The following is a 13,528-nucleotide window of genomic DNA, read 5'->3' as shown; positions in this document are numbered from 1 at the left end:
TGTTCTGAAAGCCATATCCGGGGGAGCTGGATTCCGCGGCGGGCACCGTGGAAAGATCTTCAGGCGGCCGCGGGAACGCGGCCACTGCGTGAGAAATCCTGTAACGCAGGTTGCCCCGGCGACGGGGGACCGGGGCAACCACCTTTCTCCTCCGGCCGCGGCGGCCGGTCCGGCCCGCCGCCCCTTGCCGCCCTTCGTGGCCACCCCGCATATGCTCGCCCGTATGAGCGATGCCGCACCGCTGGACCCCGAAGACCGCAAGATCATCACGCTCGCGCGTTCGGCGCGGGCCCGTAACGGCGTGCCCGAGGGCGCCGCCGTCCGCGACGAGACCGGCCGCACCTATGTCGCTGGCACCGTCGCCCTGGACTCGCTGCAGCTCAGCGCGTTGCAGACGGCCGTCGCCATGGCCGTGGCGAGCGGGGCCACGTCCCTGGAGGCCGCGGCCGTCGTCACCGACGCCGAGCACGCCACCGACGCCGACCGCGCGGCCGTACGCGACCTCGGCGGCCCCGGGACACCGGTGCTGCTCGCCGGCCTCGACGGCACCCTGCGCAGCACCGTCCCGGCGGGCGGCGCACCGGCCTGAGCCGGGACACCGGACCACGGCGTACGGGGCGGGCCCGCCGAGACCGGCGGGCCCGCCCCGTACGGTCTCCGCCCGGCCCCGGCCGTCTTCGGGGCGGGATGGTCGGAGGCGCGTCCGGGATCGGGGAGAATGGGCGCCATGAGCGTTCGTACCGAGTCCTCCGCCGCGCACCGCGCGGGCTTCGCCTGCTTCGTCGGCCGTCCCAACGCGGGCAAGTCGACCCTGACGAACGCGCTCGTCGGCACGAAGGTCGCCATCACCTCCAACCGCCCGCAGACCACCCGTCACACGGTCCGCGGCATCGTGCACCGCCCCGAGGCCCAGCTGGTCCTCGTGGACACTCCTGGCCTGCACAAGCCCCGCACGCTGCTGGGCGAGCGGCTGAACGACGTGGTCCGCACCACCTGGTCCGAGGTCGATGTGATCGGCTTCTGCCTGCCCGCCGACCAGAAGATCGGCCCCGGTGACCGCTACATCGCCGGTGAGCTGGCCGAGATCAAGAAGACCCCCAAGGTCGCCATCGTCACCAAGACCGACCTGGTCGACAACAAGGCGCTGGCCGCCCAGCTGATCGCCATCGACCAGCTCGGCAAGGAGCTGGGCATCGAGTGGGCCGAGATCATTCCGGTCTCGGCGGTCGCATCGGAAGGGGCGGGGCGCAGCACCTCGGACCAGGGCGGTGGCGGGCGAGGGGCCGGCCAGGTGTCGCTGCTCGCGGACCTGCTGGTGCCGATGCTCCCCGAGAGCCCGCCGCTGTACCCCGAGGGCGACCTCACCGACGAGCCCGAGCAGGTCATGGTCGCCGAGCTGATCCGCGAGGCCGCGCTGGAGGGCGTCCGCGACGAGCTGCCGCACTCCATCGCCGTGGTCGTCGAGGAGATGCTGCCGCGCCAGGACCGCCCCGCCGACAAGCCGCTCCTGGACATCCACGCCAATGTCTACATCGAGCGCCCCAGCCAGAAGGGCATCATCATCGGCCCCAAGGGCCAGCGCCTGAAGGAGGTCGGCATGAAGTCCCGCAAGCACATCGAGGCGCTGCTGGGCACCCCCGTCTTCCTGGACCTGCACGTCAAGGTCGCCAAGGACTGGCAGCGCGACCCGAAGCAGCTCCGCAAGCTGGGCTTCTGACCCGCCCCGGGCGCCGCGACGGGTCCGGGCCGGGCCGCCCCGCGGGCCTCACGCCACCCCCCTGATCCGGCGCACCAGCAGCGCCCCCAGCAGCCCGACGGCCGCCGCGACGCCGTACAGCACCCGGTAGCCGCCGAGGTGCTGCACGATCGGGGCGGCCAGTACCGGGGCGGCCACCTGCGGCAGGGCGTTGGCGACGTTGATGACGCCCAGGTCCTTGCCGCGGTCGGCGGCGGCCGGCAGTACCTCCGTCATCAGCGCGAAGTCGACGGAGGTGAAGACACCGAAGCCGACCCCGAGCAGCGCCGCGGCGCACAGTGCGCCCGGCCAGGTCTGCCACCCGGCCAGCAGCACGGTCGCCACCGTCATCAGCACCCCCGCCCACAGCACGAACGGCTTCCGGCGCCCCACCCGGTCCGACCAGAGGCCGCCGACGACGACGGTGCCGAGCAGCGTGACCGCGTTGACGGCGGTCAGCACCAGCACCCCGCCGTCCGGGTCCGGCCGGTGCAGCACGTCCCGCAGGTAGTAGAGCAGGTACAGCAGGGCCAGCGCGTTGCCGAGGTTGATCAGGAAGCGGGTCAGCCAGGCCCACGCCAGATCGGGGTGGCGGCGCGGGCTGATCAGGAACCCGGCGAGCAGGGCCCGTGCGCCGCCCGCCGGACGCTGCTCGGCCGGCAGCACCGGGTCCCGGTGCAGCAGCACGTACGGGAGGGTGCCCAGCACCGCGAAACCGGCACAGGCGAGATACCCGGCGACCACCCCGCCCGCGAGCGTCGCCAGCCCCGTACCGGTCACCACCCCGAGGATCTGCGCGGCGCCCACCCAGCCGCCCACCGCCCCGCGCTGCCGCTGCGGCACCCGGTCCGGCACGGCCGCGGTGACCGCGGCGAACGCCGCGTTAAGGGTGAGCTGCACCAGACACCACCCCAGCGCCATCTGCGGCACCGTGTCCGCCCCGGCCAGCAGCACCAGGGCCCCGGCCCCGCCCAGGACGCCCGCGAGGACCCAGGGGGCGCGCCGCCCGAACCGCGAGGCAGTACGGTCCGACAGCGCCCCGAACAGCGGGTTCGCCACCATCGAGACGACCGCGCCCGCGCCCGTCACCCACGCCAGCACCGACTCCTTCGCGGTGCCGGGCGGTGCGAGTGCCGCGGCCTGGAGGGCGAGCAGGATCTGCAGCGGCCCGTACCACCCGGCCCAGACCGCCCCGTTGGCCAGCGACAGCGCGGCGGTCCACCCGCGCCCGGCCCGCTCCGCCGGCTCCGTGAGCGCCTCCGGGGCCGTGGGGCGGCTCATTCCCGGGCCTGCGCCCGGAGGGCGTCCCGCAGCCAGCGGAACGACGCCTTGGGCGTCCGCTCCAGCGTCGTGTAGTCGACGTGCACCAGCCCGAACCGGCGGGCATACCCCTCCGCCCATTCGAAGTTGTCCATCAATGACCACACGAAGTAGCCCCGCACGTCGACCCCGGCCGTCATGGCCGTGTGCAGCGCCCGCAGATGCCCGTCCAGGAACGCGATCCGCTCCCGGTCCTCGACGCCCTCGTAGGAGCACCCGTTCTCGGTGATCACGACGGGCGGCAGCCGGTCGCCGTAGCGCTCCTGGAAGGACAGCAGCAGTTCGGTGAGCGCCTCCGGCACCACCGGCCAGCCGAAGTCGGTCCGCGGATACCCCTCGATCTCCCGGGGCGCGAAGGGCAGTTCGGGCGGCAGCCGGATGCCGCCGAAGTCGGTCGCCCCGGCACCGTCCGCCCCCGGGGCGCCCACCAGCGTCGGCTGGTAGTAGTTGATCCCGTACCAGTCCAGCGGCTGCCCGATCACCTTCAGGTCGTCGGTGACCGGCCCCGGCAGCAGGGCCGCCAGCTCCTCGTCCGGATACCGCCCCAGCAGCACCGGCTCGGCGAACAGCCGGTTGAGCAGCAGGTCGTAGAGGCCGGCCGCCGCGGTGTCCGCCTCCGACGCGCTCGCCGTCCAGGTCGGCCCGTGCGAGTTGGCGATCCCGATGTCCGTCGCCCCGCGGGCCCGCAGCGCCTGTACGGCGAGGCCGTGCCCCAGCAGCTGGTGGTGTGCCGCCGGCAGCGCGTCGAACAGCAGCTGCCGCCCCGGGGCGTGCTGCCCCAGCCCGTAGCCCAGCAAGGTCACTTCGGCCGGTTCGTTGAGCGTGATCCAGCGCCGCACCCGGTCCCCGAGCCGCTCCGCGACCGCGTCCGCGTACGCCGCGAACCGCTCGGCGGTCTCCCTGACCAGCCACCCGCCGCGGTCCTCCAGGGCCTGCGGGGTGTCCCAGTGGAACAGCGTCGGCACCGGCGCGACGCCCGCCGCCAGCAGCGCGTCCACCAGCCGGTCGTAGAAGTCCAGCCCGGCCGCGCTGACCGCCCCGGCGCCGTCCGGCACCACCCGGGGCCAGGCCACCGAGAACCGGTACGCCCCGACCCCCAGCTCCGCCAGCAGCCGCACGTCCTCGCGGTACCGGTGGTAGTGGCCGGTCGCCACCCGCGCGTCCGACCCGTCCTTGATCCGCCCGGCCTCCGCCGCGAACACGTCCCACACGGACCGCCCGCGCCCGCCGTCCGTCACCGCCCCCTCGATCTGCGCGGCGGACGTGGACACCCCCCACACGAAGTCGCGGGGGAAGCGGGGCAGCGGGGCGGGCACCGGTTCGGTCGTCATGCGCCGGATCTTTGTAACCGGCGGTAACGGTGTCAAGAGGGCGGGGCCGCCCGGGAGTTGACCCGGACGGCCCCGCGGAATCTCCGGAGGCGGCTACGCCCCTTCCTTCATCACCTTCGTGATCAGTGACCGCTGTTCCTTGGTGAGGCGCGGGTCGGAGCAGTAGACCGTGCGGCCGTCGACCGTGATCTGGTAGCTGAAGCCGTCCGGGACCCCCACGGGGGGTTCGGTGCGGGCGGTGGCGACGGCCTGCCGGGCCAGGTCCTGCCAGTCGTCGGCGTCGGGGCGGCCCGAGGTGTCGACCTCGGCGCGGCGGTCGACGCCCGCGAAGCCTCCGGTGCGATGGACGTGAATGCGCATGACGGACTCCTCCGACGTCTTCGACGGACTCCTACCCCGTAGGGCCACGGTAATCGTGCGCGGGGCGGAAGGCGCTGCCGAATCCCGCCGCCCCGCGTGGTGCGGTGCCGCTACTTCGTGGTGACGCCGACCTGGGTCCAGGCCTTGACCGTCGCCTCGTGCTCGTCGCCGGCGCCGTAGCGGGCCTGCGCCGCCTTGACGGTGAGCGTGGCGAAGTCGGTGAAGGTGGCGTTCTTGCCGAGCTCGCCGCCGGTCAGCACGTCGTACCAGATCTGCCCGGCGCGCTCCCAGGCCTTGCCGCCGATGGCGGTGGCGGCCAGGTAGAAGGCGTGGTTGGGGATGCCGGAGTTGATGTGCACGCCGCCGTTGTCGTCGGTGGTCTGCACGTAGTCCTTCATGGCGGCGGGCTGCGGGTCCTTGCCGAGGACGTCGTCGTCGTAGGCGGTGCCCGGGGCCTTCATCGAGCGCAGGGCGGTGCCGGTGACGTTCGGGCCGAGCAGGTCGGCGCCGATCAGCCAGTCGGCCCGGTCGGCGGTGTGGCCGAGGGCGTACTGCTTGATCAGCACGCCGAAGACATCGGAGACCGACTCGTTGAGGGCGCCGGACTGGCCCTGGTAGTCGAGGTTGGCGGTGTACTGGGTGACGCCGTGGGTCAGCTCGTGGCCGATCACGTCGACGGGGATGGTGAAGTCCTTGAAGAGGTCGTTGTCGCCGTCGCCGAAGACCATCCGCTCGCCGTCCCAGAAGGCGTTGTCGTACCGCCGGCCGTAGTGGACGGTCGCGTTGAGCGGCAGGCCCGCGCCGTCGATGGACTTGCGGCCGTAGACCTTGAGGTAGAGCTCGAAGGTGGCGCCCAGACCGGCGTGGGCGCGGTTGACGGAGGCGTCCTTGGAGGGGCCGTTGGACTCCTTGCGCACCTTCTTGCCGGGCAGGTCCTCGCGGTGGCGGGCGTCGTAGATCGTGCGGTTCGGCTTGTCGGCCCCGGCGCCGGCCTCGCCCGGGGTGAGGCCGCCGCGGTCGGCGATCGCGCGGCGCTCGGTGCGCCGTACGTGGTCGTGCTCCAGGGTGCGGCGGGCGGGCTCGTGCCGCTCCGGGTCGTCCGACTGGGCCAGGTTGTCGAGGATGTGCGGCGGGATGATCGTGCAGAAGACGGGCGTGTGGCAGGTGGCGGGATCTGACTGCGCGTCGTTGAGGTCCATGCACAAACGGTGGCACTGTGTAATGCGGCTGTCACTGCCCGCGTCCAAGATTCCCGTAAAAGTGTGGTTGGTCGCATTTAGGCCGTAACGTCCGTCCGGTCCCGCATACTGATACGCGACCGCCAGACAGGGCGTACCTCGGTTAGGGTGCTGTGCATCATGCGTTTCGGGCTGCTTCTCCTTAGCTGCCGCGGCGAGGGCCTGTAGTCGTAGGCCGACCCCCTCCCCGCGGAGTTCGGTGCTGCGATCTGTCGCCCCGTCGGCCCCGCCCTGACTCTTCTGGAGCAGGGGCACCCCCAGCGGACATACGAGGAGCCCTACGCATCATGACGAATCCGTCGAGCCCCGCAGGCCATGCCGTCGGCCGTCCCACCCCGGTCACCAACGCGACGCAGCTGCAGCGCCCCTCCGGGATGCCGGTCCACCGGTACGGCCGCTACGAGGCCGTCGACATCCCCGACCGCACCTGGCCGGACAACCGCATCACCGTCGCGCCCCGCTGGCTGTCGACCGACCTGCGGGACGGCAACCAGGCGCTGATCGACCCGATGTCGCCCGCCCGCAAGCGCGAGATGTTCGACCTGCTGGTGCGCATGGGCTACAAGGAGATCGAGGTCGGCTTCCCGTCCTCCGGCGAGACGGACTTCGCGTTCGTCCGCTCGATCATCGAAGAGGGCGCGATCCCCGAGGACGTGACGATCTCCGTCCTGACGCAGGCCCGCGAGGAGCTGATCGAGCGCACCGTCGAGTCGCTGCGCGGCGCCCACCGCGCCACGGTGCACCTGTACAACGCCACCGCGCCCACCTTCCGCCGGGTCGTCTTCCGCGGCTCGAAGGAGCAGGTCAAGCAGATCGCCGTGGACGGCACCCGGCTGGTCATGGAGTACGCCGACAAGATCCTGGGCGACGAGACGATCTTCGGCTACCAGTACAGCCCGGAGATCTTCACCGACACCGAGCTGGACTTCGCCCTGGAGGTCTGCGAGGCGGTCTGCGACGTCTGGCAGCCCGAGGAGGGCCGCGAGATCATCCTGAACCTGCCCGCCACCGTCGAGCGCTCCACGCCCTCCACCCACGCCGACCGCTTCGAGTGGATGGCGCGCCACCTGACCCGGCGCGAGCACGTATGCCTGTCCGTGCACCCGCACAACGACCGTGGCACCGCGGTCGCCGCCGCCGAGCTGGCGCTCATGGCGGGCGCCGACCGCATCGAGGGCTGCCTGTTCGGGCAGGGCGAGCGCACCGGCAATGTCGACCTGGTGACGCTGGGGATGAACCTGTTCTCCCAGGGCGTCGACCCGCAGATCGACTTCTCGCAGATCGACGAGATCCGTCGCACCAGCGAGTACTGCAACCAGATGGAGATCCACCCGCGCCACCCCTACGCGGGCGATCTGGTCTACACCGCCTTCTCCGGCTCCCACCAGGACGCCATCAAGAAGGGCTTCGACGCCATGGAGGCCGCGGCCACCGCCGCCGGCAAGACCGTGGACGACATCGAGTGGGCGGTCCCGTACCTGCCCATCGATCCCAAGGACGTCGGCCGCTCCTACGAGGCCGTCATCCGCGTCAACTCGCAGTCCGGCAAGGGCGGTATCGCCTACGTCCTGAAGAACGACCACAAGCTGGAACTGCCGCGCCGGATGCAGATCGAGTTCTCCCGGATCATCCAGGAGAAGACCGACTCCGAGGGTGGCGAGGTCACGCCGGCCGCCATCTGGTCGGCCTTCCAGGACGAGTACCTGCCCAACCCCGAGAACCCCTGGGGCCGCATCCAGGTCAGGAACGGCCAGACCACCACCGACAAGGACGGTGTCGACACCCTGACCGTCGAGGCCGAGGTGGACGGCGCGGAGACGGTGCTGGTCGGTACCGGCAACGGCCCGATCTCGGCGTTCTTCCACGCGCTGCAGGGCATCGGCGTCGACGCGCGGCTGCTGGACTACCAGGAGCACACCATGAGCGAGGGCGCCTCCTCGCTGGCCGCCTCGTACATCGAGTGCGCCATCGGCGACAAGGTGCTGTGGGGTATCGGCATCGACGCGAACACCACCCGCGCCTCGCTGAAGGCCGTGGTCTCCGCCGTCAACCGCGCGGGCCGCTGACGCCCGCACCGCACGCGGTCCCCGGCGCCCCCGTGGCTCTCTCCGAGCCGCGGGGGCGCCGTTGTGCGACCCCGCCACCTGAAGGTGGGGTTTGGGCGCCGCTCATATCACGGTGAGTAAGTGAGTCAGTACGTTTGGTGAGGAGCGCTCGTCGGGCAGGCCGCGGCGCGGACACCAAGGACGTGCAGATGAGCAGATACGGCATGCCCGCACTCTCCCGGCTGGCCGTCGCGGCGGCGGCCTCGCTGGCCGTGGTGGCCGCCGCGTTCGCCCCGGCGGCGTCCGGCGCCCCGGCCCGGACGGCGGACCGCCCGGAGTACGTGGCGCTCGGCGACTCCTACAGCGCCGGGGTGTTCGTCCGCCCCTGGGAGGAGCACGACGGCTGCGGCCGGTCCGGACGCAACTACCCGCACCAGGTCGCCGGACAGCTCGGGCTCCGGCTGACGGATGTGACCTGCGGGGCCGCCGAGGTGGTCGACGGCGTCCTGGCCTCCCAGCCGGCGTCCAAGATCTACGGGCCGCCGACCATCCCGCCCCCGGGCGGCTGGTCCGATCTGCCCCCGCAGGTCGCGGCGCTGACCTCCGGCACCGACTACGTGACCGTCGGCATCGGCGGCAACTCCCTCGGCTTCGGGCCCATCGTGAAGAAGTGCCTCGAACTGGGCGCCACCAGCCCCTTCAAGCTGAAGCCCTGTACCGACCACTACAGCAACGGCGGAGCGGGCGAGGACTGGCTGGAGGGGCAGTTCACCCGGCTCGACACCGACCTCGCCCGCATGATGACGGTCATCCGCCAGCGGGCACCGCACGCCCGGGTCGCGGTCGTCGGCTATCCGGCCATCGTCCCCGACAACTCCGGCTGCACCTTCGGCCGCTGGAACCAGCTCGGCACCGTCAAGAAGGGCGACATGCCCTGGCTCGACAGCCTCGAACTCCGCCTGAACGCACTGCTGGAGAAGCGCGCCGCCTACCGCGCCGCGACCTACGTCGACACCTACGGGCCGAGCGCCGCGCACGGGGTGTGCGAGAGCGGCGACGCGAAGTGGATGTACGGGGTCAAGGACGACCTCACCGGACACGGCGACCAGACCGACCCGCCGAACGAGCAGTGCCGCTCCCTCCCCGGCACCGGCGAGGCCTGCACCTTCGTCCACCCCAACGCCCGCGGCCTCGACAACCAGACGCGGCAGGTGGCCCGCGCCCTGATGGCCTCGTCCGGCTGACGGCGGTCCCGGCACGGCCCGCCGCCCCCACCGGTTTTGGCCAAAGCCTGGCCCCCGTCAAGCACGGTCCCTCCGGCCACCCCACCCGCACCCCGCCTCCTCATGGCCACGCGCTTCACGGCGCCCCCAGGCCCCGTCCCCGGCCTTCCGCGGGGGCGGGGCCCTCCGTCATCCGGCCAGTTGTCCGGTACGAGGTGCTGACGCCGCATCACACATGTGGCTAACATCACGTCCCATACGACGAGGGGGTCATGGGGGGACTCCCACCCGTGTCCCGGGCGTCATGGGTGAGTTACGGAGGGCTGACGTGATGCACAAGATGTGTGTGATGGGCGTGCGCACGTCCTGGCGTACCGTCGCCGACGGCGAGTTCTTCTGCCCGGACTGCGGCGGGGACCGCAACTACCTCCGCCGGACCGGCCGCCGCCGCCTCACCGTCCTCGGCCTCCCGCTCCTCTCCCGCGGCGCCACCGGCCCCGTCCTGGAGTGCTCCGCCTGCCAGGGCCACTTCGGCCCGGAGGCCCTGGACCACCCCACCACCGTCCGCTTCTCGGCGATGCTCCGGGACGCCGTCCACACCGTCACCCTCGCGCTGCTGGCCGCCGGCGGCACCTCCTCCCGCGCGGTCCGCGACACCGCCGTCGACACGGTCCGCGCGGCCGGCTTCGCAGACTGCTCCGAGGACGAGCTGCTGACCCTGCTCGCCGCCCTCGCCGCCGACACCGCCCGGCTCACCGGCACCTACGGCGCGGTCACCGGTGGCCACTGCGGCCACCAGGGCCTGGACCCGTGCGGCACCGCGCTGGCCATAGAGCTCCACGAGGCGCTGGAGCCGCTCGCCCCGCACCTCGCCCCGGCGGGCCGGGAGTCGCTCCTCCTCCAGGGCGCCCGGATCGCCCTCGCCGACGGCGCCTACACCCCCGCGGAACGCGAGGTGCTGAGCACCGTCGGCAGCGCCCTGATGCTGCGCCCCGCCGAGACCGGCCGACTGCTGGCCGCGGCCCGTACACCGTCCTGACGGAGGCCGGACGCCCGTCATCCCCCCGGACGTCCGGACAGCGCGAGACCCCGTCACCCGGGCAGGGTGACGGGGTCTCGCGCCACAACGGCGGGCCGGTCCAGGCCCGGTCCGCTCCGGGGTCAGGCCGGGATCACGCCGCGGTGAGACGGACCGGCAGGCTGCGCAGACCGCCCGAGATGAAGCCGCCCGTGGGCTCCAACTCCTCCTCAGGAGAAGCCAGTTGCAGATCGGGGAAGCGGGTGAAGAGCGCCGGGAGGGCGATCCTGGCCTCCATACGGGCCAGCGGCGCACCCAGGCAGTGGTGCACGCCGTGCCCGAACGCCAGGTGCTCCTGACGGGTCCGCCGCACGTCGAAGTCGGCGGCCGTGTCCCCGTGGAACCCGGGGTCCCGGCCCGCCGCCGCGTACCCCGGCAGGATCGCCTCGCCCTTGCGGATGGTCGGGCCGTCCGCGATCTCGATGTCCGCCACCGCGAAGCGCAGCGGCAGCGCGGCGATGCTGGGGGCCCAGCGCAGCGTCTCCTCGATGACGTCGTTCCAGGAGACCTCGCCCGACCGCACCAGCGCGAGCTGCCCGGGGTGGGTCAGCAGGGCGTGCACGGCGTTGCCGAGGAGATCGACGGTGGTCTCGTGACCGGCGCCGATGACCAGCAGCAGGGTGTCCAGCAGCTCCTGCTCGGTCATCTTCTGGCCCTCGTCGTCCCGCGCGGAGACCAGGAGGCTGGTGAGGTCGTCGGCCGGGTTCTCCCGCTTGCTGCCGACCAGTTCGGACAGCAGCGCATGGACGCCCGCCGCGGTCGCACCCGCCTGCTCCGGGGTGGCCGTGGTGTCCATGATCGCCTCGACGAGCCGGGCGAGCTCGGTGCGCTGCCCGCCCTCCGGGAAGCCGAACAGCTCACAGATGACCTGCATGGGCAGCGGGTGGCTGAACCGCGCCCGCAGGTCCAGCGGCTCGCCCGCGGGGTGCGCCGCGAGGTCGTCCAGCAGCGCCGCGGTGATGCTCTCCACGCGCGGGAGGATGGCGTCGGTGCGGCGGGCCGTGAACGCCGGGGCGATCAGCTTGCGCAGCCGCCGGTGATCGGCGCCGTACGCGGTGAACATGTTGGTGACGCCGATCCACGACTGCAGCCAGCTGCCGCGGATCTCCTCGCGCTGCCACTCCGGCCAGTGGTCCCGGGGGTTCTTGGAGACCCGGTCGTCGGTCAGCAGCTGCTTGAGCAGGGTGTGGCTGGTGACCGTCCAGGCCTCGATACCGCCGGGCAGCTCGGTCCGCGCCAGCGGGCCTAGTGCGCGGAGGCGGGCTGCCTCCCCGTGGATGTCGCTTCCGACCGGGTCGATGACGAAGGGCTGCTGTCCCTGTTGTGCCACGGCGTTGCTCCTGCCTGGTCGGGGGTGATCGGGGTGAAGCGGGCCGGGAGCGCGACGAGGGCCCGGTGGAACGCGCCGTTGCGCCACTGCAACGTGCTCGCGTCCACGGCGAGTTCGATGTCCGACAGCCAGGCGGTGAGCCGCTCGATCGCGGTGGTGGCGATCAGCAGTGCGTGCCGCTTCACGGGACAGGCGTGCGGACCGGCCGCCCAGGAGAGGTGCGAGCCGCCGCCCGAGCCCGGTGTCCCGGTGTCGAACTGGCTGTTGGCGGCCGCGTACGACACCATCACCAGCTGCCCCTTGCGCACCCAGGTGCCGTGGAAGAAGACGTCCCGGACCGGGAAGTGGGCGGAGTAGTTCGTCAGCGGCGGGTCGTTCCACAGCACCTCGTTGATGGCGTCGTGCGCGGTCAGCGCGCCGCCGGACAGGGTGTTGTAGTAGCGGTCGTCGGAGAGCATCCGCGACAGCGCGTTGCCGATGAGGTTGGCGAGCGGCTCGTTGCCCGCGCCCATGGTGAGGATGACGTTGTGGATCAGTTCCTCGTCGGTGAGCGCGTTGGGGTGGTCCATGAACCAGGACGTCAGGTCGGGGCCGCGCTGGGCCTTCTTGGCGCCGACCAGCTCCATGATGTAGTTCGTGTACGCCTCGTTGGCGGCCGCGGCCTCCTCGGGGGAGGTGCCGTCCAGCATCCCCGCGATGGCCTCGATCAGCCGGTCGCTGTAGGAATCGGGCATCCCGAAGAGGTTGTTGAACATCAGCAGCGGGATCAGCCGCGCGTACTCGGCGATCAGGTCGACCTCGCCGTGCGCCCCGAACCGCTGGATCAGGGTGTCGGCGGCGTGGTGCACACGAGCCCGCAGCTCATGCGGCTCGACGAGCTTGAAGCTGTCGACGACGACGTCCCGGTAGCGGACGTGCGCCGGCCCGTCCGCGTAGAAGAGGTTGGGGCGCCACATCAGCATCGGCATGACCGGCGAGTCCGCGGGGACGGTCGTCATCCACTCACGGGAGTCCTTGGACCAGGTGGCGTCGTCGTGCAGCAGGTCGAGAGCCGCCCGGTAGTCGGTGACCAGCATCGCGGTCACCTCCGGCGCGATCTCGACCGGCGCCAGCGCGCCGTACTGCCGCAGCTGCGCGTAGATGCGGTGGGGGTCGGCGGCGAAGTCCGGACCGTAGAGCTTCACCGGCGCGTGGGCGTCGGCAGGTGCCTGCTGGTACGGGGCGGCGGCGTGCGCCGGGCAGCCCGGTGGCGGTGCGGCTCCCGGCTGGTGCGGGGAAGTCACGGGTTCGGGTTCTCCTCGGGGGTGTGGGCCAGGACGTGCCCGACGAGCGCGATCAACGCGTCCACGGACTGCTCCCGGTCGCGGGCGTCGCACAGCACCAGCGGGGTCTCGGGGTGCAGGTCGAGCGCCTCGCGGAGCTTCTCGACGCTGTACTCGGGCGCGTCGGGGAAGGTGTTGACCGCGACCGCGTAGCGCAGCCCGGCCTCCTCGACGATGTCCATCACCTCGAAGGAGTCCGCCAGCCGGCGGGTGTCCGCGAGGACCAGGGCGCCCAGCGCGCCGCGGGCGATGTCCTGCCACAGGGGACGGAAGCGCTTCTGGCCGGGCGTGCCGAACAGGTACAGCGCCAGGTCCCCGGGCAGGGTCAGCCGCCCGAAGTCGATGGCGACGGTGGTGGTGGTCTTGTCCCGGACCCCGGCGAGGTCGTCGACGGCGGCGCCGGTCTGGGTCATGACCTCCTCGGTGTGCAGCGGAGGGGTCTCCGACAGCGCACGGATGAGGGTGGTCTTGCCGACCCCGAACGGACCCGCGACCAGCAGTTTGACCAGTGTCTGGTTCTCGCCGGAGAGGTACATGCTGCCGGTG

Annotated in this window: 12 protein-coding genes; 5 read left to right on the top strand and 7 right to left on the bottom strand. The window is 72.2% G+C overall.

Annotation, left to right across the window (positions count from 1 at the left end; translation table 11 throughout):
• Positions 1-211 precede the first annotated feature (211 nt).
• Both ACGFN2_RS13070 and ACGFN2_RS13065 read left to right on the top strand, forming a co-directional pair.
• Positions 212-589 carry a cytidine deaminase gene (locus tag ACGFN2_RS13070; RefSeq protein ID WP_362612056.1) on the top strand — a complete coding sequence of 126 codons (378 nt, stop codon included), beginning with the start codon at positions 212-214 and terminating at the stop codon, positions 587-589.
• Between the two features lie 129 nt (positions 590-718).
• Positions 719-1,717, top strand: coding sequence for a GTPase Era (locus tag ACGFN2_RS13065; protein WP_393359817.1), 999 nt, complete (start codon positions 719-721; stop codon positions 1,715-1,717).
• Positions 1,718-1,765: 48 nt separating this feature from the next.
• Here ACGFN2_RS13065 and ACGFN2_RS13060 read toward each other — a convergent pair whose 3' ends face one another.
• From ACGFN2_RS13060 to ACGFN2_RS13045, 4 genes are all read right to left on the bottom strand, one after another.
• Entirely contained in the window at positions 1,766-3,016 is a 1,251-nt protein-coding gene (locus tag ACGFN2_RS13060; RefSeq protein ID WP_393359815.1) for an MFS transporter, read from the bottom strand.
• On the bottom strand, positions 3,013-4,386 hold the full coding sequence (locus ACGFN2_RS13055) for a GH1 family beta-glucosidase (RefSeq protein WP_393359813.1): 1,374 nt from the start codon (positions 4,384-4,386) through the stop codon (positions 3,013-3,015). Before ACGFN2_RS13055 ends, ACGFN2_RS13060 begins: the two co-directional genes overlap by 4 nt.
• A 93-nt stretch (positions 4,387-4,479) precedes the next feature.
• Complete coding sequence (locus ACGFN2_RS13050; RefSeq protein WP_362612018.1) at positions 4,480-4,746, bottom strand: protealysin inhibitor emfourin; 267 nt, start codon at positions 4,744-4,746, stop codon at positions 4,480-4,482.
• Positions 4,747-4,856: 110 nt separating this feature from the next.
• Positions 4,857-5,945, bottom strand: a complete 1,089-nt coding sequence (locus ACGFN2_RS13045; protein ID WP_393359811.1) for a M4 family metallopeptidase — start codon at positions 5,943-5,945, stop codon at positions 4,857-4,859.
• Positions 5,946-6,271: 326 nt separating this feature from the next.
• Here ACGFN2_RS13045 and leuA point away from each other — a divergent pair, with 326 nt between their 5' ends.
• The 3 genes from leuA to ACGFN2_RS13030 all read left to right on the top strand — a co-directional run bounded on the left by leuA (position 6,272) and on the right by ACGFN2_RS13030 (position 10,291).
• Positions 6,272-8,050, top strand: coding sequence for a 2-isopropylmalate synthase (leuA, locus tag ACGFN2_RS13040; RefSeq protein ID WP_393359809.1), 1,779 nt, complete (start codon positions 6,272-6,274; stop codon positions 8,048-8,050).
• 188 nt (positions 8,051-8,238) lie between these two features.
• Positions 8,239-9,273: an SGNH/GDSL hydrolase family protein gene (locus tag ACGFN2_RS13035; protein ID WP_393359807.1), complete on the top strand. Its 1,035-nt coding sequence runs from the start codon at positions 8,239-8,241 to the stop codon at positions 9,271-9,273.
• A gap of 310 nt (positions 9,274-9,583) precedes the next feature.
• Positions 9,584-10,291: a TerB family tellurite resistance protein gene (locus tag ACGFN2_RS13030; protein ID WP_393359805.1), complete on the top strand. Its 708-nt coding sequence runs from the start codon at positions 9,584-9,586 to the stop codon at positions 10,289-10,291.
• 133 nt (positions 10,292-10,424) lie between these two features.
• Here ACGFN2_RS13030 and ACGFN2_RS13025 read toward each other — a convergent pair whose 3' ends face one another.
• The 3 genes from ACGFN2_RS13025 to ACGFN2_RS13015 are packed head-to-tail and all read right to left on the bottom strand — an operon-like array spanning position 10,425 to position 13,518.
• Positions 10,425-11,660, bottom strand: a complete 1,236-nt coding sequence (locus ACGFN2_RS13025) for a cytochrome P450 (RefSeq protein ID WP_393359803.1) — start codon at positions 11,658-11,660, stop codon at positions 10,425-10,427.
• Positions 11,576-12,943: a cytochrome P450 gene (locus tag ACGFN2_RS13020; protein WP_362606288.1), complete on the bottom strand. Its 1,368-nt coding sequence runs from the start codon at positions 12,941-12,943 to the stop codon at positions 11,576-11,578. Before ACGFN2_RS13020 ends, ACGFN2_RS13025 begins: the two co-directional genes overlap by 85 nt.
• On the bottom strand, positions 12,940-13,518 hold the full coding sequence (locus tag ACGFN2_RS13015; protein ID WP_362606535.1) for an ATP/GTP-binding protein: 579 nt from the start codon (positions 13,516-13,518) through the stop codon (positions 12,940-12,942). The genes ACGFN2_RS13020 and ACGFN2_RS13015 overlap by 4 nt, the downstream gene beginning before the upstream one ends.
• Positions 13,519-13,528 lie beyond the last annotated feature (10 nt).

This window comes from Streptomyces sp. NPDC048612 (assembly GCF_043199295.1).
Taxonomy (GTDB): domain Bacteria; phylum Actinomycetota; class Actinomycetes; order Streptomycetales; family Streptomycetaceae; genus Streptomyces.
The sequence above is the reverse complement of the archived record's forward strand: the minus strand, read 5'-3'. Positions and strand labels throughout refer to the sequence as shown.

Excerpts from the sequence above, each read along its gene's own strand:
- ACGFN2_RS13060 (WP_393359815.1), bottom strand. The coding sequence starts at position 3,016 with ATGAGCCGCCCCACGGCCCCGGAGGCGCTCACGGAGCCGGCGGAGCGG.
- ACGFN2_RS13055 (WP_393359813.1), bottom strand. The coding sequence starts at position 4,386 with ATGACGACCGAACCGGTGCCCGCCCCGCTGCCCCGCTTCCCCCGCGAC.
- ACGFN2_RS13065 (WP_393359817.1), top strand. The coding sequence starts at position 719 with ATGGGCGCCATGAGCGTTCGTACCGAGTCCTCCGCCGCGCACCGCGCG.
- ACGFN2_RS13030 (WP_393359805.1), top strand. The coding sequence starts at position 9,584 with ATGCACAAGATGTGTGTGATGGGCGTGCGCACGTCCTGGCGTACCGTC.
- ACGFN2_RS13070 (WP_362612056.1), top strand. The coding sequence starts at position 212 with ATGCTCGCCCGTATGAGCGATGCCGCACCGCTGGACCCCGAAGACCGC.
- ACGFN2_RS13035 (WP_393359807.1), top strand. The coding sequence starts at position 8,239 with ATGAGCAGATACGGCATGCCCGCACTCTCCCGGCTGGCCGTCGCGGCG.
- leuA (WP_393359809.1), top strand. The coding sequence starts at position 6,272 with ATGACGAATCCGTCGAGCCCCGCAGGCCATGCCGTCGGCCGTCCCACC.
- ACGFN2_RS13015 (WP_362606535.1), bottom strand. The coding sequence starts at position 13,518 with ATGTACCTCTCCGGCGAGAACCAGACACTGGTCAAACTGCTGGTCGCG.
- ACGFN2_RS13050 (WP_362612018.1), bottom strand. The coding sequence starts at position 4,746 with ATGCGCATTCACGTCCATCGCACCGGAGGCTTCGCGGGCGTCGACCGC.
- ACGFN2_RS13045 (WP_393359811.1), bottom strand. The coding sequence starts at position 5,945 with ATGGACCTCAACGACGCGCAGTCAGATCCCGCCACCTGCCACACGCCC.